Source organism: Agrobacterium sp. CG160-95 (assembly GCF_053521725.1).
This window is the reverse complement of record NZ_JBNWDU010000002.1, coordinates 247,357-267,121: the sequence shown is the minus strand read 5'-3', so window position 1 is coordinate 267,121 and position 19,765 is coordinate 247,357. Positions and strand designations below refer to the sequence as shown.

Annotated in this window: 14 protein-coding genes and 1 tRNA gene; 7 read left to right on the top strand and 8 right to left on the bottom strand. The window is 59.2% G+C overall.

All coding sequences use genetic code 11. From position 1 onward, the window contains the following. Nucleotides 1-9 precede the first annotated feature (9 nt). The 4 genes from ACQZ63_RS07885 (at nt 10) to ACQZ63_RS07870 (ending at nt 3,830) form a co-directional block, all read left to right on the top strand. On the top strand, nt 10-990 hold the full coding sequence (locus ACQZ63_RS07885; protein ID WP_419457028.1) for a site-specific tyrosine recombinase XerD: 981 nt from the start codon (nt 10-12) through the stop codon (nt 988-990). 63 nt (nt 991-1,053) lie between these two features. After that, nucleotides 1,054-2,007: an acetyl-CoA carboxylase carboxyltransferase subunit alpha gene (locus ACQZ63_RS07880; protein WP_111795483.1), complete on the top strand. Its 954-nt coding sequence runs from the start codon at nt 1,054-1,056 to the stop codon at nt 2,005-2,007. Between the two features lie 291 nt (nt 2,008-2,298). After that, entirely contained in the window at nt 2,299-3,597 is a 1,299-nt protein-coding gene (locus tag ACQZ63_RS07875) for a L,D-transpeptidase family protein (RefSeq protein ID WP_113555443.1), read from the top strand. After that, complete coding sequence (locus ACQZ63_RS07870) at nt 3,594-3,830, top strand: sulfurtransferase TusA family protein (protein WP_003511363.1); 237 nt, start codon at nt 3,594-3,596, stop codon at nt 3,828-3,830. Before ACQZ63_RS07875 ends, ACQZ63_RS07870 begins: the two co-directional genes overlap by 4 nt. A 105-nt stretch (nt 3,831-3,935) precedes the next feature. On the opposite strand, the gene ACQZ63_RS07865 is transcribed toward ACQZ63_RS07870, so the two are convergent. Beyond that, the gene (locus ACQZ63_RS07865; RefSeq protein WP_112355071.1) at nt 3,936-5,093 is read right to left on the bottom strand and encodes a CobW family GTP-binding protein; all 1,158 of its coding nucleotides are present in this window, start codon (nt 5,091-5,093) and stop codon (nt 3,936-3,938) included. Between the two features lie 208 nt (nt 5,094-5,301). Beyond that, complete coding sequence (locus ACQZ63_RS07860) at nt 5,302-6,360, bottom strand: D-alanyl-D-alanine carboxypeptidase family protein (RefSeq protein WP_046205618.1); 1,059 nt, start codon at nt 6,358-6,360, stop codon at nt 5,302-5,304. Between the two features lie 224 nt (nt 6,361-6,584). On the opposite strand from ACQZ63_RS07860, the gene ACQZ63_RS07855 reads away from it, so the two are divergent. Together ACQZ63_RS07855 and ACQZ63_RS07850 are read left to right on the top strand one after the other, a co-directional pair. Continuing rightward, the gene (locus ACQZ63_RS07855) at nt 6,585-7,748 is read left to right on the top strand and encodes a M20 aminoacylase family protein (RefSeq protein WP_019564885.1); all 1,164 of its coding nucleotides are present in this window, start codon (nt 6,585-6,587) and stop codon (nt 7,746-7,748) included. A gap of 683 nt (nt 7,749-8,431) precedes the next feature. Beyond that, nucleotides 8,432-8,728 (top strand): hypothetical protein, encoded by a 297-nt coding sequence (locus ACQZ63_RS07850; RefSeq protein ID WP_025595400.1) that lies wholly within the window; start codon nt 8,432-8,434, stop codon nt 8,726-8,728. Nucleotides 8,729-8,843: 115 nt separating this feature from the next. On the opposite strand, the gene pbpC is transcribed toward ACQZ63_RS07850, so the two are convergent. The 6 genes from pbpC to ACQZ63_RS07820 form a co-directional block, all read right to left on the bottom strand. Beyond that, nucleotides 8,844-10,922: a penicillin-binding protein 1C gene (gene pbpC / locus ACQZ63_RS07845; protein ID WP_162763574.1), complete on the bottom strand. Its 2,079-nt coding sequence runs from the start codon at nt 10,920-10,922 to the stop codon at nt 8,844-8,846. Next, the gene (locus ACQZ63_RS07840) at nt 10,919-16,363 is read right to left on the bottom strand and encodes an alpha-2-macroglobulin family protein (protein WP_113555444.1); all 5,445 of its coding nucleotides are present in this window, start codon (nt 16,361-16,363) and stop codon (nt 10,919-10,921) included. Before ACQZ63_RS07840 ends, pbpC begins: the two co-directional genes overlap by 4 nt. Nucleotides 16,364-16,485: 122 nt before the next feature. Continuing rightward, on the bottom strand, nt 16,486-16,674 hold the full coding sequence (locus ACQZ63_RS07835; protein ID WP_003511371.1) for a Trm112 family protein: 189 nt from the start codon (nt 16,672-16,674) through the stop codon (nt 16,486-16,488). A 10-nt stretch (nt 16,675-16,684) separates the two neighbouring features. After that, nucleotides 16,685-17,356, bottom strand: coding sequence for an LON peptidase substrate-binding domain-containing protein (locus tag ACQZ63_RS07830; RefSeq protein ID WP_162763575.1), 672 nt, complete (start codon nt 17,354-17,356; stop codon nt 16,685-16,687). Nucleotides 17,357-17,424: 68 nt separating this feature from the next. Then, complete coding sequence (trxA, locus tag ACQZ63_RS07825; RefSeq protein WP_113555445.1) at nt 17,425-18,393, bottom strand: thioredoxin; 969 nt, start codon at nt 18,391-18,393, stop codon at nt 17,425-17,427. Nucleotides 18,394-18,447: 54 nt separating this feature from the next. Next, a complete protein-coding gene (locus ACQZ63_RS07820; protein ID WP_013761810.1) occupies nt 18,448-18,957 on the bottom strand; it encodes a prolyl-tRNA synthetase associated domain-containing protein in 510 nt (169 codons plus the stop codon). A gap of 256 nt (nt 18,958-19,213) precedes the next feature. Between ACQZ63_RS07820 and ACQZ63_RS07815 the strand changes: the two genes are divergently transcribed. Next, nucleotides 19,214-19,288 (top strand) — tRNA-Gly (locus ACQZ63_RS07815). The last annotated feature ends 477 nt before the right edge of the window (nt 19,289-19,765 follow it).

Here is a 19,765-nt window from a genome sequence, read left to right as displayed (position 1 = left end):
AGCAAAGAGATGAGCGGGCGGGACGGCGCGCGGCTCGAAAGTTTTCTGGAAATGATGAGCGCCGAAAGGGGTGCCGCCGCCAATACGCTCTCTTCTTACGAACGCGACCTTTCCGATCTGCGTGAATTTCTCGGTGGCCGAGGCCAGTCCTTGATGGAAGCCGCCATGGCAGACCTGTCGGCCTATCTGACCCATCTTTCCACTCAGGGCTTTGCAGCCACGTCGCAGGCAAGACGCCTGTCTTCCATGCGGCAATTCTACCGGTTCCTCTATTCTGAAGGACTTCGCGGCGACGACCCGACCGGTACCATCGATGCGCCCAAGAAGGGCCTCACCTTGCCCAAGACGATGAGCGTCGCGGACGTGACAAAACTTCTTGGCATCGCTGCTGAAGAGGCCGCCTTAACCGGCCCCGGCCAGCTTGCCCGCATCCGCATGCATCTCCTGCTCGAACTTCTCTACGCGACCGGCATGCGCGTCAGCGAACTCGTTTCGCTGCCGGTCAAGGTTTTGCGCCAGGAGGGACGCTTCCTGATGATCCGCGGCAAGGGCAACAAGGACCGCATGGTGTTGCTGTCTCGCGCGGCCATCGAGGCGATGGAAAAATACGACGCGGCCAGGAAGTCGCTCGTACCTGAGAAAAGCAGGACGCCCGCGTCCCCCAAAAAGGCTGACAGTCCGGAAAGTCCGTGGCTGTTTCCTTCAAACAGCAAGGAAGGGCATCTGCCGCGACAGGTTTTCGCCCGCGACCTGAAGGACATTGCCATTCGAGCGGGCCTCAATCCCTCGGCGGTGTCACCGCATGTCCTACGCCACGCCTTTGCCAGCCACCTTCTGCAGAACGGCGCCGACCTGCGCGCCGTGCAGGAACTGCTCGGCCATTCCGACATTTCCACGACACAAATCTATACACATGTGCTGGAAGAACGCCTGCAAGAGCTGGTACAAACACATCACCCCCTTGCCAAACAGGGCAAAAACCTTGATTAGAGCGACCGGAACCGCCGGATAATCCGGCTCAAACCTTGCGCAAAACGATCGGAAACGGATCTCATGCACAATTATCTCGACTTCGAAAAACCTATCTCGGACCTTGAAGGCAAGATCATCGAGCTGAAGAAGCTTGCCGATGAAGACGAGAGCATAGACACCTCGGAGGAGATCAATCGCCTGGAATCACGCGTCAATGACGCGATGCAGGATATCTATTCCAAGCTGAACGCCTGGCAGAAAACGCAGGTCGCGCGCCATCCGCAGCGCCCGCATTTCGTCGATTACGCCAAGGCGCTGTTCACGGATTTCACGCCGCTTGCAGGCGACCGCAAATTTTCCGAAGACGCTGCCATTCAGGCAGGCCTTGCCCGCTTTAATGGCCAGCCCGTCGCCATTATCGGCCAGGAAAAGGGCAATGACACCAAAAGCCGCCTGAAGCACAATTTCGGCAGCCCGCGCCCGGAAGGTTACCGCAAGGCGATCCGCGTGCTGGAACTGGCTGACCGCTTCTCGCTGCCGGTCGTGACCCTCATCGATACCGCTGGTGCCTATCCCGGCGTCGGCGCAGAAGAGCGCGGTCAGGCAGAAGCCATCGCCCGCTCGACGGAAATGTGCCTCAACGTCAAGGTGCCTATCGTCTCCGTCGTCATCGGCGAAGGCGGCTCGGGCGGCGCAATCGCGATCGCCACGGGCAACCGCGTCTACATGCTCGAACATGCGATCTATTCGGTGATTTCGCCGGAAGGTGCCGCTTCCATTCTCTGGCGCGATTCGACCCGTGCCAAGGAAGCCGCAACTAACATGAAAATCACCTCGGAAGATCTGAAGTCGCTTGGCGTCATCGACGGCATCATTCCCGAGCCGATGGGCGGCGCGCATCGTGATCCGGCGGCCGTGATTGGTGCCACCGGCGACATTATCGCCAAAGCGCTCGCCGATCTTTCGCAGCGCTCGGGCACGCAGCTGCGCGCCGAACGCCGCCAGAAATTCCTGGATATCGGCAGAAACCTTTAGAGCGTTTCCAGTAAAAGTGCGCAGCGGTTTACGTCCGGAAATGCGCAAAAAGAGGGAGTTAGATTTTTTTGGCGGATCGAAGAAAAGCCAAAACAATCTAGCTCCAGCCTTATTTTCCTTGAATCTCGCCCCAACTCGGCCATAGTCCGGTCACATCAACAAATGTATCGGCGGCCGCAGGGGCGGGTCCGATTTGAGTTAAGAAGATGTAAACGGTTAATACCGTATTTAAAATACACGCGGGACGGTGTAGAACTCCGTCGCCCGTGCCATCGTCTTTCGGATCAGATCATGCGTTTGACACAATTTGCACTTCTCGCCTGCACCGCGCTCATTCTCAGCGGCTGCAACGATACGCTCGAAACCGTCGAACGCGACGTCTCCCACGTTAAAAACAAGGTTGATTACCCGCTTTCTCCGTCCATTCTTGCCGAGATCGACAAGAAGAACATGGATCGCACCTCGCCGATCATGATCCGCATCTTCAAGGAAGAAGGCGCGTTGGAAATCTGGAAGGCCAAGCGCGACAACCGCTTCGACAAGATTGCCGAATACCAGATTTGCGCCTGGTCCGGCAAACTCGGCCCCAAGGTGAAAGAGGGCGACCGGCAGGCGCCGGAAGGTTTCTACAACCTGACGCCCGCGCACCTCAATCCCAACTCTAAATATTACCTCGCCATCAACACCGGCTTTCCGAACCGCTACGATGCCGCCAACGGCCGCAACGGCACCAACCTGATGATCCATGGCGCCTGCTCGTCCTCCGGCTGCTATTCGATGACGGACGCGCAGATCCTTGAAATCTACGGTTTCGCCCGCGACGCCTTCAAGGGTGGCCAGAAGACCGTTCAGCTGCAGGCCTTTCCCTTCCGCATGACCGCGGAAAACATGGCCCGCCACCGCCAGAGCGAACATCTCGATTTCTGGAAGATGCTGAAGGTCGGTTACGACAATTTCGAAGTCACGAAACGCCCGCCGGAAGTGAATGTCTGCGAGAAGAAATATGTCTTCAACCAGCAGACCGAAGGCGGCACGTTCAACGCATCTGCGCAATGCCCCGCCATGAGCACGCCGCCGGCACTGGTGAGCGCACTTTCTAGCTACGAAAAGACCTATGATCTCGCCTATGAAAAGGCGATGAAGAAATATGACGGCATGGCCTGGTACGACCCGAGCGAGGCGGAGCGCAAAGCGCTGGTTGCCGAAAAGCGCAAGGGCCGCGAACCCGCTTACGCTCCGACCGGCTCGGCGCTGAAGGCCGGCAAGCTGATGAAGGAAACGGAATATGCCGCGCTGATGGAGAAGAAGGCGCAGCAGGTGACCTCATCTTCGCCGGCGACCACCGCAACCGCGTCTTCTCTGCGGACCCCGCATCCTTCGGCGACCCAGCCCGCAGCTCCGCAATCGAACCCTGCCCCGGCGGCCCCGACAATGGTTGCCACTGCTACGCCTGCGGCTTCGGGGCCGGGTCAGAACGGAACTTCCGCCCAGGTCCCTGTGCCGGCCATGAACCCGCTCGCTTTTTCCGCAGCACCGCCAGCGGAAGCGCCGGAAAAGAAGCCGTTCTGGAAGTTCTGGGCCAAGGAATGACCGACACGGCTGACATAGTTTTCGACTTGAGGGGGCTTAAATGCCCCCTTCCGGTTTTAAGAAGCCGTAAAAAACTCGCTGGCCTGCAGGCGGGCGATGTTCTTGTTGTAGAGACGACCGACCCGCTGGCGGTTATCGATATTGCCCATATGTGCAACCAGGATGGGCATAGCCTGGTTGAAACTACGACGTTGACCAAAGGACACCGATTCAGGATCGTGAAGGGAGCGTAATTACCCTCGCTGCCGAGAATACTCCACTCGATCCCCCCTTGAGGGTGAGATACTCGACAAGGTAAAGGGTGCCCTGCCCGCGGGTTTCAACCACCGTTTTGCGACCTAAAACCTCAACCCCGAAACCGCCAGCGGATTGTCCGTCATCGCCTGCCTGTCCGGACGGTCGATGCCCGGCGTGCCGGTGAAAGCAGCAAACAGGTCCTGCACGAACGCCTCCGGCAAATCCTTGGTAATCAGCACCATGCGCGTGCGCTGGTCAGATGGGTCCGGCCATGCCGCGAGGCGCTCGGGTGTGTGGAAAATGTTCTGTACACCGTGCAGCACAAGGGGTCGGTCCGGATTGTCCGACAGCTTGACGACGGCCTTCATCCGCAACAACTTTTCCCCATGCGCCGAACGCAGCAAGTCCACGAACATGTCTATCGCCATCGGGGCTATCGGCTGGTCGTGAATGATCGAGAAGGAACGGATCGACGCGTCGTGCCGGTTCACATCGTGGTGGTGATGGTGGCCATCGTGGTCGCCATGATGGTGGTGGTCATGGTCATGATCGTGGTCGTGGTCGTGGTCGTGGTCGTGGTGATCGTGTTCCGCCTCTTCCCCCAGCCAGCGGCCGACATCGGCATTTTTGCTGCCGGGATCGTAAAGACCGTTATCCAGCAGTGCGGCAGCACTCCAGTCGGCCCGGTCACCATCCTCGATCGTCGCGCGCGGGTTTAGCGCCTGAAGGCGGGCCGTCAGCGTGGAAATTGTGGAAGCATCAGCAAGCGCGCGCTTCGTCATCACCAGCCGGTCGGCCACCGCCGCCTGCTTGACCGCTTCCTCGTGATTATCGAGTGTGGACAGGCCGTTCACGGCATCCACAACCGTAATGATGCCGTTCAGAACGAAATTCTGCGCAATCACTGGGTTGCCCATGACAGACTGCATGACGGGAGCAGGATCAGCAAGACCAGTGGTTTCGATCACGACCCGCTTCACCGGCTTCAGCTTGCCGGTCTGGATGCCGTCCATCAGTTCCGCCAGCGTATCCACCAGCTCTCCGCGAACGGTGCAGCAAAGGCAGCCTTCCGCCAGTTCGATGATGCCCTCGCCTGCACTTTCAACCAGCATATGGTCGATGCTGACATCGCCGAATTCATTGATGATGATCGCGGCGTCGCTCATATCGGGGTCTTTGAGAAGCCGGTTGAGCAGCGTCGATTTTCCGGCGCCGAGAAATCCGGTGATGATGGAAACCGGTATGCGATCGCGAGACATGTCTTGCCTGTATGTTGATGGCCGCTCCGGCAGATCGTTGGACGAGATTAGATCCGGAACCGCGCAATAATCACAAAAAATCGCCCGGGGCCTGAAGGCCACGAGCGACACTGTAATATCATAACAAACCGAAGCTGCGAATACACATTCCGCGCAGCGTTCAGGCTTCGCGCGCGCCCTCATCCATAAAGAGTGCGGTTAGGCGAAATCAGAATGTCGGACGCGGGATGGGAATCGGCACGTTGGCAACTTGTCCCTTGGCGCTCGCACCCTTGGCGGTGTTGACCGCCACCGTCTCACTGCCGGGAATGAGGCCCGCGAAAGAATATTCCGGCGGACGGGTCATTTCCGTAACGTAGGGCGAATGGATGACCATGCGGCCGGTCTCGTCGCGGCTTTCGCTGCGCACCTTGGCCGCCTTCGGATTGCAGATTTCGGCACTGACGTCGTTTACCTCGGCGGTATCGCCATAGGGTGCCAGCGAGGCGAGTGAAACGCCTTGGCCCGAGGGCGCCGTCAGTCCCATCTGCAGCAGATCAGCGGACTGGTCGGTTCGCCCGGCAAGGCTATCTGCCCCCAGCACCACAGTTATGACCGAACGGCCGTTGCGCACGGCGGAGGACACCTGGTTGAAACCGGATGCACAGATAAAGCCGGTCTTCATGCCATCTGCGCCATCAAAGCGGCCAACAAGCATATTGAAGTTGGCGTAGTCCTTCTTGCCGGTGGTGACACCTTCCAGCGAGAAATAATGGGCATATTCCGGAAATTCCCGCTTGATGATCAACGCCAGAAGCGCAAGGTCACGCGCCGTCGTATATTGGCCCTTGCCGGGCAGGCCGTTGGCGTTGATGTAACGGGTGGAGCTCATGCCCAGCCGCTGCGCCTGCGCATTCATCTGCGCCACGAAATTATCGCTGGTGCCGCCGATGGTTTCGGCAATCGCCACGGCGATATCATTGGCGGATTTGATGAGCAGCAGCTTCAGTGCGCTGTCCATCGTCAGCTTCTGGCCGGGCTTGAAATACATTTTCGAGGCCGGCTGGTCGGCGGCCTTCTTGCTCATCACCACTTCTGTCTGCGGGCTGAGCTTGCCGGCCTTCATCTGCGAAAAGGCGATATAGGCGGTCATCAGCTTGGTCAGCGAGGCCGGATACCACTTGCGGAACGCTTCCTGGTGGGAAATCACCTTGCCGGTTTTGACATCGACCACCATTTTCGGATTGGCATTCGCCACGGGTGCAGCGGCAACAAGGCCGGCGGTCATGATGGCAATGGCTGCGGAGAGCCGCCGGGCGGCGTTTGGCGATTTAAGATTCTGTGGCAAGGCTTATCCTCGAATTCCCGTCTTCAGTCAGGGAATGGCAATATTCACCATATATGTCCTAGCAATGGCAAAGTACATTGATTACGTCAATTATGCGGCGCACTATCCACCGCGGAGGATAGGCTTTTACGCCATGCCGCACCGATGAACCCAGGAATGAACGAATGCCGATTTTGAACAGAGCCGCCGAACTTCAGCAGGAAGTCAGCGAATGGCGGCGTCACCTGCATGAAAATCCCGAGATTTTGTATGATGTCGACAACACCGCAGCTTTCGTTGCGGACAAGCTGAAATCTTTCGGCGTTGACGAAATCGTGACCGGTCTTGGCCGCACGGGCGTGGTCGGCATCATCAGAGGCAATATTCCGGGCAATCGCACCATCGGCTTTAGGGCGGATATGGATGCTCTTCCCATCCTTGAGGAAACCGGCAAACCCTGGGCTTCCAAAACCGCAGGCGCCATGCATGCCTGCGGCCACGACGGCCACACCGCCATGCTGCTTGGCGCCGCCAAATATCTCGCGGAAACCCGCAATTTCACCGGGTCCATCGCGGTCATCTTCCAGCCCGCCGAAGAAGGCGGCGCGGGTGCGCTCGCCATGGTCGAGGACGGCCTGATGGAGCGGTTCGGCATCGATGAGGTCTACGGCATGCACAATATGCCGGGTATTCCGCTCGGCTCGTTCGCCATCCGCAAGGGCGGTATCATGGCGGCACCGGACAAGTTCTCGATCACTGTCAAAGGTCGTGGCGGCCATGCGGCCCAGCCGCACCGCACGATCGACCCGATCACGATCGGCGCACAGATCGTCGGCAATCTGCAGATGATCGCCTCGCGCAATGCCGATCCGATCCGATCCGTGGTCGTGTCCGTCACCCGCTTTCACGCCGGCTCCAGCCACAACATCATTCCCAACGACGCGCTGATTGCCGGCACGGTGCGTAGTCTGGACGAGACGGTGCGTGATCTCGCGCAGGATCGCATCAAGCAGATGGCGGAAGGCATAGCGCTTGCAAATGGAGCGGAAGCCGAGGTCGTCTATGAGCGTTATTGCCCGGTGACCTTCAACCATGCGGACGAGACCGACCACGCCATCCGCGTCGCCCGCGATGTAGCTGGTGAAAAGAACGTCGACCCCGATGTCGACCCTTCCATGGCGGGCGAGGATTTTTCATTCATGTTGAAGGAAAGGCCGGGTGCCTTCATCTTCATCGGCAACGGCGATTCGGCCGGCCTTCACAACCCTGGATACGATTTCAACGACGACGCCATCGCCTACGGCATTTCCTATTGGGTGAAACTTGCCGAGCAACGCCTGACGAACTGACTACCGGGACGCAAAGAAAGCAGAGGAACAGATCGACCGCGATAAAGAACGCGGTTGATCCGCCGGCAACGGCAGGTTAAAGAGCAATTCAGTGTCCACGTAGCTCAGCAGGATAGAGCACAGGATTCCTAAGACAAATTGGGGGTTGCGCCCGGAAACGACGCAATCGATCTGCTCAAAGTCGGGGAAAGCTTCGCTGGTCTTCCAGCATGCCAATCCCGAGCCAAGCTCCGGAGAAATCCGGTGAAGGTGTAGAGACTGGATGGGCAGCACCTAAAAGCCGAAAGGCTCATGGTGAAGGGACAGTCCAGACCACGAACGTCCTATCCAATGGAGATGGGCGGCGGCTAAAGCCGAAGTGGTATGAATCCTGGGGTCGGAGGTTCGAATCCTCTCGTGGACACCATTTTCCTGTAAATTCAGTTTAAAACAATAATATAAAAAAGAGCGGAATGTCGTGACCCGCTTCACTGCTCGCCATGCGGCTCTAGTCCTAGACAAACATAATAGCTGTCCCGTTTCGGTCAGCGTGCACACCGGTATTTTCGAACGACGACCGCATCGATTGGTCACGTTCGTTTTACCAATTAGCTCCGGTCTTTTGCGCGTTTGATCGCAAACACATCTCGTGCATCCACAAACAGCACCTATCTAAGATGCTCACACCCGATGAAGGAGACAGAATGATCAACGAATATGGCCCATACGTACAGATGGGAACGCTTGCAGAGCAGATGGCCACCCGATACCGGATGGACCCAAATCTCGCACTGGAACCGCACCTGTTGCACTATATGGAAGAAGTCGAGGTAAATATCGCCGCCGACAGCTTCGATCATGTTGGGTTCATGGACAAGATCCGCAGCCGGCTGGAAATGACACTGGAGAAGACCGTCGACCCTCGATGCCGAGAATTCCTGCATGCGGTTGTGGCCGCACTTCAGGAGCGTATCGATCGTCATTCACTCGACGTTGCGTGATCGCCGTTCCTCCTTCCACGTTGCATCAGGTCTCTGCAAATGAACTTCTATGACGCGGGCAGGAAGCTGCCTGCGACGCGGCGTTCAGCCGCGTGGTGCGCAAGCCGTCAAAAATTCACTCGATGAAAACGCGCACGCTCGAAGCGCGGCCATCGGCGTCGATCACGGTCAGCGTTGAAAACCCCTGCCCTTCCGGTCGCCATTCGCTGTTGCGGCGGAGCGAAGCATCCGGGAGAGGCCTGCCGTTGGCGAGCCAGCGGAAGGGCGCGCGGCCGCCTTGCAGCTTCAGCACTAGCGGCGAAATGCCTGACTGGCTGGAGAGCTCCACCCTAGCCCCTTCCGGTGGATAGACGATGCGCGGCGCGCTTTCGCGCCTCGAGGCCGAAAGCAGGCCGCTTGCGGTCAATGTGAAACGCCGCTGGTTGGCGGGAAGGTCGCTCACGGCCACCCGCGCGACGCCAGAAGGTGCAGCAGGCATTGGCGTGATCGCTACGCCGGATTTCTCGAAAGCCTCGAAGAGGATCGGGGCTGCCGTCGCATAACCGGCAATGCCCGGGACGGCGCCGTTATCGGCACGACCGACCCAGACGCCGATGACATGCCGCCCGTCATAACCTACTGACCAGGCATCACGGTAACCGTAGCTGGTGCCGGTCTTGTAGGCGATGCCGCGCTGCTTCATGCCGAGTGGCGGCAGCACACCGGACAGGATGTCGGAGACGTTCCAGATCGCAGCGTCGGAAAACAGCCGATCTCCGGCAAGCGGTTGCGGCGCGGAGCGTACACCGTCCCCCAGCCGCACAGGGTCGCCGCCGCCGGCAAGACCCGCATAAAGCTGCACCAGATCAACCAGCGAAATACCAGCACCTCCCAGCGCAATGGCAAGCCCCGGCGCCTCGGTGGTGGGAAGCACGAGCTTCACGCCCGCGCGTCGGAAACGCACCATCAGCGCAGACGGGCTGACAGCATCCAGAAGCTTTACGGCGGGCACATTGAGCGACAGTTGCAGTGCCTGCCTGATGCTGACATCACCCTGATAATGCATATCGAAATTACGCGGGCGGTAACCGGAAAAATCCGCCGGGCGATCCTCGATGATAGTTTCCTGCCCGATGAGACCATTTTCAAAGGCAAGGCCATAGATGAACGGCTTGAGGGTGGAGCCCGGCGAGCGCACGGCGCGGCTCATCTCCACGAAACCGCGCCTTGCAGTATCGAGATAATCCGCGGAACCAACTTCAGCCAGAATATCACCGGTCTGCGCGTCGGCCATGACGATGGCGACGGAGACCTTTTCTGTCAGCTTTTCCGCTGCATGGCGGGCAACGGCTTCCAGTTCCCGCTGGATCGGCAATCTGAGCGTCGAGTGCGCCTCGGTGGCATTGGGAAACTTCACGCGTGCGGCAGCCGCCATATGCGGTGCATAGGCCGGCAGATCACGCCGGTTGGCGGGAACGGCTGCAAGGGTCGCCCGCTCTGCTTCGCCTTCACCTACCACGCGTTCTACGGCAAGGCGCTGCAAAACCCTCTCCCGCGCCTGCCTTGCCGCATCCGGAAAGCGGTCCGGTCGGCGTTTCTCCGGCAATTGCGGCAGCGCAACCAGAAGAGCCGCCTCCGCCGTGTCGAGCCGGGCGGGCTCCTTGCCAAACCAGGCGATGCTTGCGGCACGAACACCCTCAAGATTGCCGCCATAAGGCGCGATATTCAGATAAAGATCGAGGATTTCCGCCTTGTCGAGCCGTCTTTCGATCTGGAGCGCGCGCAATCCCTGCAGAAACTTCGCCGAAAACGACCGGTCGGTGCGCGGTTCGATCAGCCGCGCCACCTGCATGGAAAGCGTCGAGGCGCCGGAGACGATCCGGCCGTTGCTTGCCAATTGCCAGGCGGAGCGCAGCAGCGCCCAAGGGTCAATGCCGTGATGGTCGTAAAAACGCTGGTCCTCATAAGCGATCAGCATGCGCAGGAACTGCGGATCGACTTCTGCAGCGCTGGTTTTCAGCCGCCAGCGGCCATCAGGTGTCGCAAATGCGCGCAGCAACCGCCCGTCTCTATCCAGCACCTCGAAGGACCGCTGCTGCGCAGCCTCCAGCGGTGGCGGATAGGCGTTGTCCAGCGCATCGAGACCGAAGGCCGCACCGCCTACAAGCAGAGCGGCCGACACGATGCCGACGATGATCGCCTTTTTTCGCCTCATGGGGTTGCCGAACGCACCTCCATGCGGCCCGTTGCCGTGCGGGCGGAAAATTGCGGCCGGTACATATCCTCGACAGAGGCCGCCGGATGATCATAAGTGCCCGGGGTGACGGCCCGGACCACATAGGCCAGCGTGATTTCCGAACTGTCGCCAGCCGTGCGATCGAAGGCCGCAACGAACCGGTCGTAGCGGAATTCGGTATGCGCAGCTTCGGTTTCCGGCAACCAGTCGAAATTCGAAAGGGCGGCAGAATTGACGAGGCTCGGATTGTCGATCTCAAAACCGGAAGGCAGAAGGTCAGTCACGAGAATGCGTGCTTGCCAGTCATTTTTAGGCGTGACATTCAGCACCGCCACATAACGCTCGTTCTGCACCACCTCGCTCGCGTTCACCTCCTCGCCATCCATGGAATAATAGGTACGGGTAATGGTGAAGCCCTCGCCACCGGCGGCAAGCGGTTGTGCCGGGGGCGCGACCGTGGTGACCACCGCCGTGACCGGATCAGCCGACGCGTTGGCGATCTTCAAGGGTGCCGCCAGCAATTCGTCGCCGGTCATCCGCTTGCCGAAACCGCCGGTCTGCAAATCGCCGTTCACATCAAGACGGATATCCTTGTCCTCACCTTTGACGGCGCGGGCGGCAAGCAGCATCCATGCCTGTTCCTGGGTGCTGGTATAGGGTTTCTTTTCCCATTCCTTCGCCACGGCACCTGCAAGTTGCGGCACGACGGCAGGAACCGGACGGCTTTCCGCCGCAAGCGCCAGCGTCGCTGCGCCATCACGCAGGGCGGAACCGTAATCCGCCCTTGCGAAGCTAACCTTGGTGGCACGGCTCGCCATATCGAGCGAGGCACCGAACACAGTCTTCGCGCGTGCCTGATCTCCATAAAGCGAAAGGGCTGCGGCAACCTGCGCCTTGGCAAGCGGTGTGGGGAAATCGGCAAGCGCCGTATCCGCATAATATCTGAGATCGTTGATCGCCGCCTTGCGGTTGCGCGCCAGAACGTAAAGCGAATAGGCGATCTCGTTGCCGCGATCCTTGACGTTGCTATCGTAGGAAAGACCGTTTTGCAGGTTGCTCAAAGCCTGCACCATCGCCTGCTCGGGAACATCGTAGCCCTGCTCGCGCGCACGGGTCAGGAAGTCGCTGATATAGGCATCCAGCCATAGATCTCCATAACCGGGAGACCAGAGGCCGAAACTGCCGGAACTCGACTGGAAGGACAGCACCCGGTAGATCGCCTCCTGCACGCGGCGGCGGGTATCCGGGTCCTCGGCAATGCCGCTATCCTTGGTCATTTCCGAGAGATAAAGCAGCGGCAAAGCGCGGCTCGTCGTCTGCTCGGCGCAGCCGTAAGGATATTTGTCGAGCATCATCACCAGCGCCGGAATATCGAAGGCTGGCGAGCGTGTGACGTTGACGGCGACGGACGAACCGAGAAGCATGCTATCGGCCAGAAGGTCGCCATTGATCGTCAGGCTGCTATTGGGCGCGATCTTGATTTCACGCCGCGTCGTGACCGGTAGAACGGCTGGACGCACGGGAACATTCAATACCTGCTCCAGCGAAAGACCGGCGGCATTGGAGACCTTGATGGTGATTGCGCCATTGCCCGGCTGTTCGCCTGTCAACGGCACGGTCAGCGACGACTTGCCGCCCTTTTGCAGTGCCAGGGTCTGCGACATCTCACCCTGATCGACCGTAAGTGCCGTGTTGCTGGTCACATCCAGCCGGTAGTCGCCGGCCTCACCATCGGTATTGGCGATATCGAGCCGCAATTGCGAGACATCGCCGGGCGCGAGGAATTTCGGTGCACTGGCAGTCACCACCACGGGGTCTCGAATGACGGCGTCGGAGACCGCATGTCCCACGCCCGTCTTCGTCCAGGCGACAGCCATGATGCGGGCCGTGCCGTTGAACTGAGGAATATCGAAGCTCACCGTCGCCTTGCCGTCTGCGTCAAGTTCGACAGGTCCCGAGAAGAAGGCCACGAGCTTTTCGGTGGGCGGGCTGCCCTGCAGTGCTGCGCCCCCGCCATCACCGCCCGTTCTAAGGCGGCCGGTGGCGCCAAGCGAACCGTCGATCAGGCGGCCATAGAGGTCGCGGATTTCCAGCCCCAGCCGTCGCTGACCGAAATACCATTCATCCGGCTTCGGCGGTTCATAGCGGGTGAGGTTCAATATGCCGACATCCACAGCCGCGACGATGACATAGGCCTTTTCGCCCACGCCCGCGCCGGCGACACTGATCGGAATTTCAAGCGGCTGACGCGGCAGCGTCTTCTGCGGCGCGCCTAGCGTTACCGCAAGCTTGCGCTCGGCGGGATCGACGGCAAGCCACTTGATGCCTATGGCGCGCATCGGCATGCGGCTTTCCTGCGCATCGCCCGGACGGAACAGCGTGGCCGTCACATACGCCCCCGCGCCCCATTCCTCGGTAACGGGAATGTCGATCTCGCCGCCATCCTCACCGATCTCAGCATTCTGCACGGAAATCAGCTTTTCCGAACCTGACGTGACCATCAGCTGACCGGCAAAACGCGACGATACCTTGAGTTTTGCGGTATCACCGATCTTGTAGTTTTGTTTGTCCAGCGCGATTTCCAGCGCATCCGGCGTCTCTGTCGAGCTTGCCTCGACGTAGAAACCAGCATCAAATTCGACGCTCGAAACCGGTGCGCCATTGCCGGCACCTTCCACTTCCAGCCTGTAGCGGCCCCAGGTGACAGGCACGGAAATCTCACCGCCATTGGCATCGACGGAAACCGTGCCGGTTTCGGTCTGTTTGGTATATTCCACCGGTTCGTACCGCCAGGAGTTACCCTGACGATACCATTGATAGTTTCGCTCTACCTTGATGAGCTTCCAGCTGAGGCCACTCATCGCCTGTTTCGCGCCATCAGCTGTCACGCCGATAATGTGGAAACGGCCAACGGAATTCTGGGCGAGATCACCCGAAAACTGCGGTTTGATGCCGATGACAGGTGCTTGCGCCTTCACCGGCAGCGTCAGAGATCGTTCGACGGCGCGGCCACCGGCCTCGCGCATCCGAACGGTGATGTTGGCGGAAAGCAGCTGCGTGGTGGAAGGCAAATCCGTCAGATCGACATTGAAGCTTGCCTTGCCTTCTTCGTCCAGCGCCGGAAGATCGGCAAGCGCGGTGCGATTTTCCTCTTCGCTTTCCTCATCCGCTAGACCGAAGAAATAACCCTCGAAGTCGGTACTCGTCCGGGTCGGCTTGACGGCGACCTCACCTTCCAGCGTCAGGCCAGCTGCGGGCGCGCCGTAGAGATAACGGCCATCGACGTCGATTGCCGTTTCCGCGCCCGGCTCGATCTGTTTCACCTTGCTGGAGAGATCAAATTCGGTGCGATCAGGCACGAAATCATCGACCAGAAAGCTCTTTTCGCTGATCGCAGCCGTTTTCGGATCGGTATGAATGCGCAGCGTCCAGGTGCCGCGCATGGCATTCGCCTGCAAGGGCAGATCGACCGCATGGCCACCGAGCGCCTTGCCGTCGCTCACGAAACGCCGGTCCTCGACGCCATCAGGGCGCGAGAAGATAAAGGTCAGCGGCAGATCCTCGATCGCCTTGCCGTCAACATCACGGGCCAGCGCTGCCGCGTGCACGGTCTCGCCGGCGCGGTAGATGCCGCGCTCTGTCCAGCTGAACACGTCGATGGCGCCGGGGGCCGCGCGCCCAGTCACGCCACGGTCGGAAAGATCGAAACCGGCGCGCGTCATGTCCAGAAAGACGTAGTCCTTGTCGCCGTTGCGCGCTGTGAGGATGGCGGGCGCCTGCGCCGCTGTGCCACGCATCAGGCCTGCCGAAAATACTGCCCTGCCGTCTGCATCCGTCTTTGCCGTGCCGAGCACTTCGTTGTTCTTGGCGAGCAATTGCAAGTCCACCCCGCCAAGCGGTGCGGCGCTGCCGAGCGAGCGCACGAATACGTTCAGGCCATCGGTGCCGGCATAGGTGGTGATGCCAGTATCGGAAACGAGGAACCACTGCGTGGCGCGCGAATCCCATGTCTCCGGTGCGGTGCCGGGCGGTACGGCGGTCAGCACATAGATGCCGGGCTTCCGCTCCGGCAAGGCTTCGTCCACCGGAAAGCTCGTCACTACGTCCTTGTTGAGGTCCGGCTGAATGTCTATCGAACCTTGCCAGACCAGCTCGCCGATCTCGTTTTCAATACGGTCGGCGTTGTAACCGTCCATCTGCGTCAAAAACTGCGAGTTTGCCAAGACCGACGTGATGTTACGGTCGCCAATACGGTAAAGCTTCAGATCGGCCTTTTCGGCATTGACCGAAACGATGGGAATGCCGCGCCGCGCCGTGCCCGGCAGCACGAAGTTCTCGCCGGTGAAGCGGACACTCGCTGCACGGTCACGCACGTAGATATCGAGATCGACCTGCTTCTCCAGTGGTTCTTCCACCGAGGACGGCAGGCCGGCGCGGAACGCAATCTTGTAACGCTGACCATGGGTCAGCCCCTCGACGCAAATCTCACTGCCCTTCGCCTCGATCGCCTTGGGTGCAGCACCATCCAATGTGACGAAAGAGGAATAATCGACACCGTTCTTCACCAGCGGTTCGGAAAACTGCACGCATGCGCGCGGGCTGACACTATCCGTATCAATCGTATTGTTGACGACGCGGAATCCCTGGCGCGTGCGCAGATCGGCATAGGCCGCCTTCGTCTGCGCATTATCGGAAAGTGTGAGGCTCTCCTTATAGGCATTAAGCGCCGCGCGATAATTCTGGGTCTTTTCGAAAGCCTGGGCCAGCCGGTTCAACGCCTCGGTGCGGGCACTGACCGTGCGGCTCAACTGATAGGCATTGATGGCAGCGGAAGCGGCCTGGCCGGCAATCGCGTAATTGTCGGTAACCTGCGCCGCCCTTTGCGAAAATTCGGCCCAGAGAGCACCGTCATCGGGCGAAATCGCAAGAGCCGCCTTGTAGGTTTCAATCGCGTCGGCTGCCGCCTGCTGCCTTGCCGTTTGCAGCAGGTTCTCCAGTCCCTGGCTCTCCTGCTCCGCGCTTGCCGCAAGGCCCGATTTCAGCCGGCGCGCTTCCTGCTGCAGGCTATCAGTCACGAAAGAAAGACGCTGCGGTGCACCGATATCGGCTTCAGCGACAACCTGCACGATCTTGCCGGCGACGGCACCGGGGAAGGCATTGAGCTGATTGAAATCCGATTTAAGGAAACACCATTGCACCTTGGGATTGTAGGTGAACGCCTTGCAGGCGGTATCTCCGACGCAAATCTCGCCGCACTGCTCAAGCGAGACATTCTGCTCGGTTCTGAGATCGAACCCGAAATAATCGCCATTTTTGGTGGTAACCACCTTGCGGGAAGGTTCCGCCGCCACAGCTGGAATAAGAGTAATGGCGGTTGAGACCGCAATCAACGAGATCCGGACGAGCGCGCGCAACGACATCAGTTTTCTCCCCGCAACAGACATGTCGGGCGGGACTCTGGTCAAATCCACGCACGGTTGTCAACGCATCATCGTCAATTTGCGACGTGACACTGTGGAGAGAGCGGCAGACAGGGCTAACGCTAGTCTTCTAATTTGCGCGCTTCGGAAATCAGCATGATCGGCACCCCGTCGCGGATCGGGTAGGCGAGCCCTGCGCTTTCGGACACCAGCTCGTTGCGGGCGCGATCGTAGGAAAGGCGTCCCTTCGTCAAGGGGCAAACCAGCAGCTCAAGCAGCTTGGGATCGGCATTGCTCATCCTGTCGTCCATGGCGGCGATCCTACTGCAGCACAGTACCGGCCTCGCCCGAGCCCTGGGCAAGAACGATCTCGGTGATGGCGATCAATGTTTCGGCCCGCGTCCTCAGGTCAGGCGCTTCCAGCAGCGCCTGCTTTTCGGCGGGACCAAAGGGAGACATCATGGAAAGCGAATTGACGAGGACACGATTGCCTGCGCGCTCCACGCTTTCCCAATCGGCTTCCAGCTGGTTCGCATCCAGAAACGCACGGAATACCCGCAGCAGATTTTCGCGGTCCACAGCGTCCTCATCATACTCACCGGAAAGATCGGCGATGAAGGGAGCGTGCCGGAAACTGCGATAGGGCTTGCCCACATCAACCTCTTCCAGCAGGCGGAAGCGGCAGATGCCAGTGAGCGAAATGACATAACGCCCATCCCCGGTTTCCGAAAAGGAAGTGATGCGACCGAGACATCCGACAGCGCTGAAAGCACCACCATCATTCCCCCCCTCAATGACGTGAAGGGCCGGCTGCACCATGCCAATGACCCGGTGGCCGGCCAGTGCCATATCGATCATGGCGAGGTATCTAGGCTCGAAGACATTGAGCGGCAGGTGGCCTTCCGGCAAAAGCAACGCGCCCGACAATGGAAATACCGGCACAGTTTCCGGCAAATCGTTGTTCTTCACATATCTCGCATTTCCGACATGCATGGGATCAAGCCCCCTGTTCACCGCTGCCCGGCCGGCGGATCAACCGCCATGGCCGGGATATGCCCGCATTACGAAAACAAGATCGACGAAAGCTTCCGGCGCCCGGCCACACTTGCCGGATCTTTGAAGCCCCAGGCCTCGAAAAACTCCAGAAGCTGGCGGCGCGCGCCGTCATCATCAAAGGTCCTGTCCTTGCGCATGACATAGAGCAGATGGTCCGCTGCCTCATCCCGCCGCCCTTGAGCGTTGAGGACCTTGGCAAGCTTCACACGAGCCTCGTAATTATCGGGATCGAGCGCGAGATCACGTTCCAGCGCCACCGGGTCACCAATCTTGCGGGCTTCTTCATATTGCGCGATCTTTTTCGAGACGAGCTGAATGCCAGCATCTGCGGCCTCTTCCGCCGGCAGGGACGAGAGGAGTTCGCTTGCCCGTTCATATTGTCCAACGGCAATCATGCATTCGGCAATACCAGCGATTGCGGCGGCGTTTTCGGGATCGGCCTGCATAACCGCGCCGAACAATTGTGCCGCGCCATTATGATCGCCATCCGCCAGAAGCTGCTTTGCCTCTGCCAGAACCGCTTCGATCTCAGCTTTCGGATCACCCGCATCAGGTCCGGCGATCTTGTCGATGAACTGCTTGATCTGGCTTTCCGGTACCGCGCCCATGAAGCCGTCCACCGGCCTGCCATCCAGGAAAGCGACGATGGCGGGAATGGACTGGATGCCGAGTTGGCCTGGAATAGACGGGTGATCGTCGATATTCAGTTTCACAAGCTTCACGCGGCCATTCGCCTCGTTTACTGCCTTTTCGAGAACCGGCGTAAGCTGCTTGCACGGGCCGCACCACGGTGCCCAGAAATCCACCAGAACCGGCTGGTGGCGCGATTCCTCGAGAACATCCTTGGAGAAGGCCGCCGTTGTGGTGTCCTTGATGTGACCGGAAGACGCGCCGTTCAGCTCCCCGCTATATTGCGCGTTGCCGGACATCTGCCCGCCATAGGAACTGCCGTAAGGATTGTTCGTGCCGCTCATGCCGGTCTCCCGTAATCTCTGTCGTATTGTCTTGGTTGAAGCAAAGATCGTATCTCACTCGCTGACTTTCAAGACAAGCGGCGTGTGGCCGGTCGCCTCCAGGAAGCGAATGAGGTCTTTGTTTCCTATCGTCGTCGTCTGGTCGTTGGAAAGCGGGTGACCGTTGATCAGCTCGTTTTCCAGAAGATCGCTGTCGAGTACGAAGGTGACCTGCCCACCGGTGTCGTTGATGGCGCCGAAAACCGTGACAGATCCCGGCACGACACCCAGATATTCAAGCATTTTTTCCGGCCTGCCGAAGGATACGCGGCTTGCCGCGCCAATCGTCTTGTGAACGCTTTTCAGATCGACGACCGCGTTCTCCTCAACGGTCAGAACGAAATATTGATCCTTCTTGTCCTTCACAAAAAGGTTCTTCGTGTGGCCGCCCGGGATTAGATCACGCAACGACTGGGATTCGGCAACGGTGTAGACCGGCTCATGCTGTTTTGTCTTATGCTCGATGCCGAGCCCGTCCAGAAACGCGAACAAGTCCGCTGCCGTCTTCGGAGAATTTTCCGCCATATCCTGCCGCCTGCCTTTGCCGATTCCGATATCCTCTCCGTCATGATTAAGGGGGCAACCGCGGCTTGGCAACGCGTGAAAAAGCGACGGCGCGAAAATTCCCAATCATTTCCGCCGCTTGTCGCATTTCTCAAAGAAATTTTCGCGTTTTTGTCATTTCCCTGTTGCATTCCAAAATCGATTGAGCGATATAGCGCCCGTCGCCGCATTGCGGTGGCCCACGGTTCAGCGTACTACCCCGGACCGATGGATTTGAGCGGGTGTAGCTCAGGGGTAGAGCACAACCTTGCCAAGGTTGGGGTCGAGGGTTCAAATCCCTTCGCCCGCTCCAAAATTTCCCAGGACACAGTTACTTGCGTTATTTCGATTGCTTATGAAGACGCCGCTCCCGGTCTGTCGGCTTGGCGTGCATGATTTTTATCGGGCGACGTGTAATCAGACGGAACTTATGGCGAGGATATCCGTTCTTGACGCGAGGCTCCTAACCTCAGTTCCCCTCTGAATTGCCCGCCGCGAGCGGGCATTTTTTTGTCGCCCCGTGAAAATACCATTTGGCACAGGGAACAGCTTCCGGGCGCATTGCGTTTTCCTGCGTTGGTCAACGCGAGGGGATAGCTCATGTCCATAAATCTCAGACGAACTTGTGTGGTTGCCGTATTTGCCGTCCTGTCCATCCCGGCCGCTTCTTTCGCTGCCGACATGATCACTTACGGAAGGGAAACGGCCCCGAAATACAAAGTGCACCATCACCCACGTGCCGTTGCAAATGTGTATGCTGCCGGCGCACCCTTACGCTGCAACGAGAATA

What these genes read in the sequence shown, in the direction of transcription:
- ACQZ63_RS07835 (WP_003511371.1), bottom strand. Translation starts at nt 16,674, where the DNA reads ATGGACGACAGGATGAGCAATGCCGATCCCAAGCTGCTTGAGCTGCTG.
- ACQZ63_RS07870 (WP_003511363.1), top strand. Translation starts at nt 3,594, where the DNA reads ATGACCGACACGGCTGACATAGTTTTCGACTTGAGGGGGCTTAAATGC.
- ACQZ63_RS07850 (WP_025595400.1), top strand. Translation starts at nt 8,432, where the DNA reads ATGATCAACGAATATGGCCCATACGTACAGATGGGAACGCTTGCAGAG.
- ACQZ63_RS07860 (WP_046205618.1), bottom strand. Translation starts at nt 6,360, where the DNA reads ATGACCGCCGGCCTTGTTGCCGCTGCACCCGTGGCGAATGCCAATCCG.
- ACQZ63_RS07840 (WP_113555444.1), bottom strand. Translation starts at nt 16,363, where the DNA reads ATGTCGTTGCGCGCGCTCGTCCGGATCTCGTTGATTGCGGTCTCAACC.
- ACQZ63_RS07820 (WP_013761810.1), bottom strand. Translation starts at nt 18,957, where the DNA reads ATGGCGGAAAATTCTCCGAAGACGGCAGCGGACTTGTTCGCGTTTCTG.
- ACQZ63_RS07830 (WP_162763575.1), bottom strand. Translation starts at nt 17,356, where the DNA reads ATGCATGTCGGAAATGCGAGATATGTGAAGAACAACGATTTGCCGGAA.
- ACQZ63_RS07865 (WP_112355071.1), bottom strand. Translation starts at nt 5,093, where the DNA reads ATGTCTCGCGATCGCATACCGGTTTCCATCATCACCGGATTTCTCGGC.
- pbpC (WP_162763574.1), bottom strand. Translation starts at nt 10,922, where the DNA reads ATGAGGCGAAAAAAGGCGATCATCGTCGGCATCGTGTCGGCCGCTCTG.
- trxA (WP_113555445.1), bottom strand. Translation starts at nt 18,393, where the DNA reads ATGAGCGGCACGAACAATCCTTACGGCAGTTCCTATGGCGGGCAGATG.
- ACQZ63_RS07875 (WP_113555443.1), top strand. Translation starts at nt 2,299, where the DNA reads ATGCGTTTGACACAATTTGCACTTCTCGCCTGCACCGCGCTCATTCTC.
- ACQZ63_RS07880 (WP_111795483.1), top strand. Translation starts at nt 1,054, where the DNA reads ATGCACAATTATCTCGACTTCGAAAAACCTATCTCGGACCTTGAAGGC.
- ACQZ63_RS07855 (WP_019564885.1), top strand. Translation starts at nt 6,585, where the DNA reads ATGCCGATTTTGAACAGAGCCGCCGAACTTCAGCAGGAAGTCAGCGAA.
- ACQZ63_RS07885 (WP_419457028.1), top strand. Translation starts at nt 10, where the DNA reads ATGAGCGGGCGGGACGGCGCGCGGCTCGAAAGTTTTCTGGAAATGATG.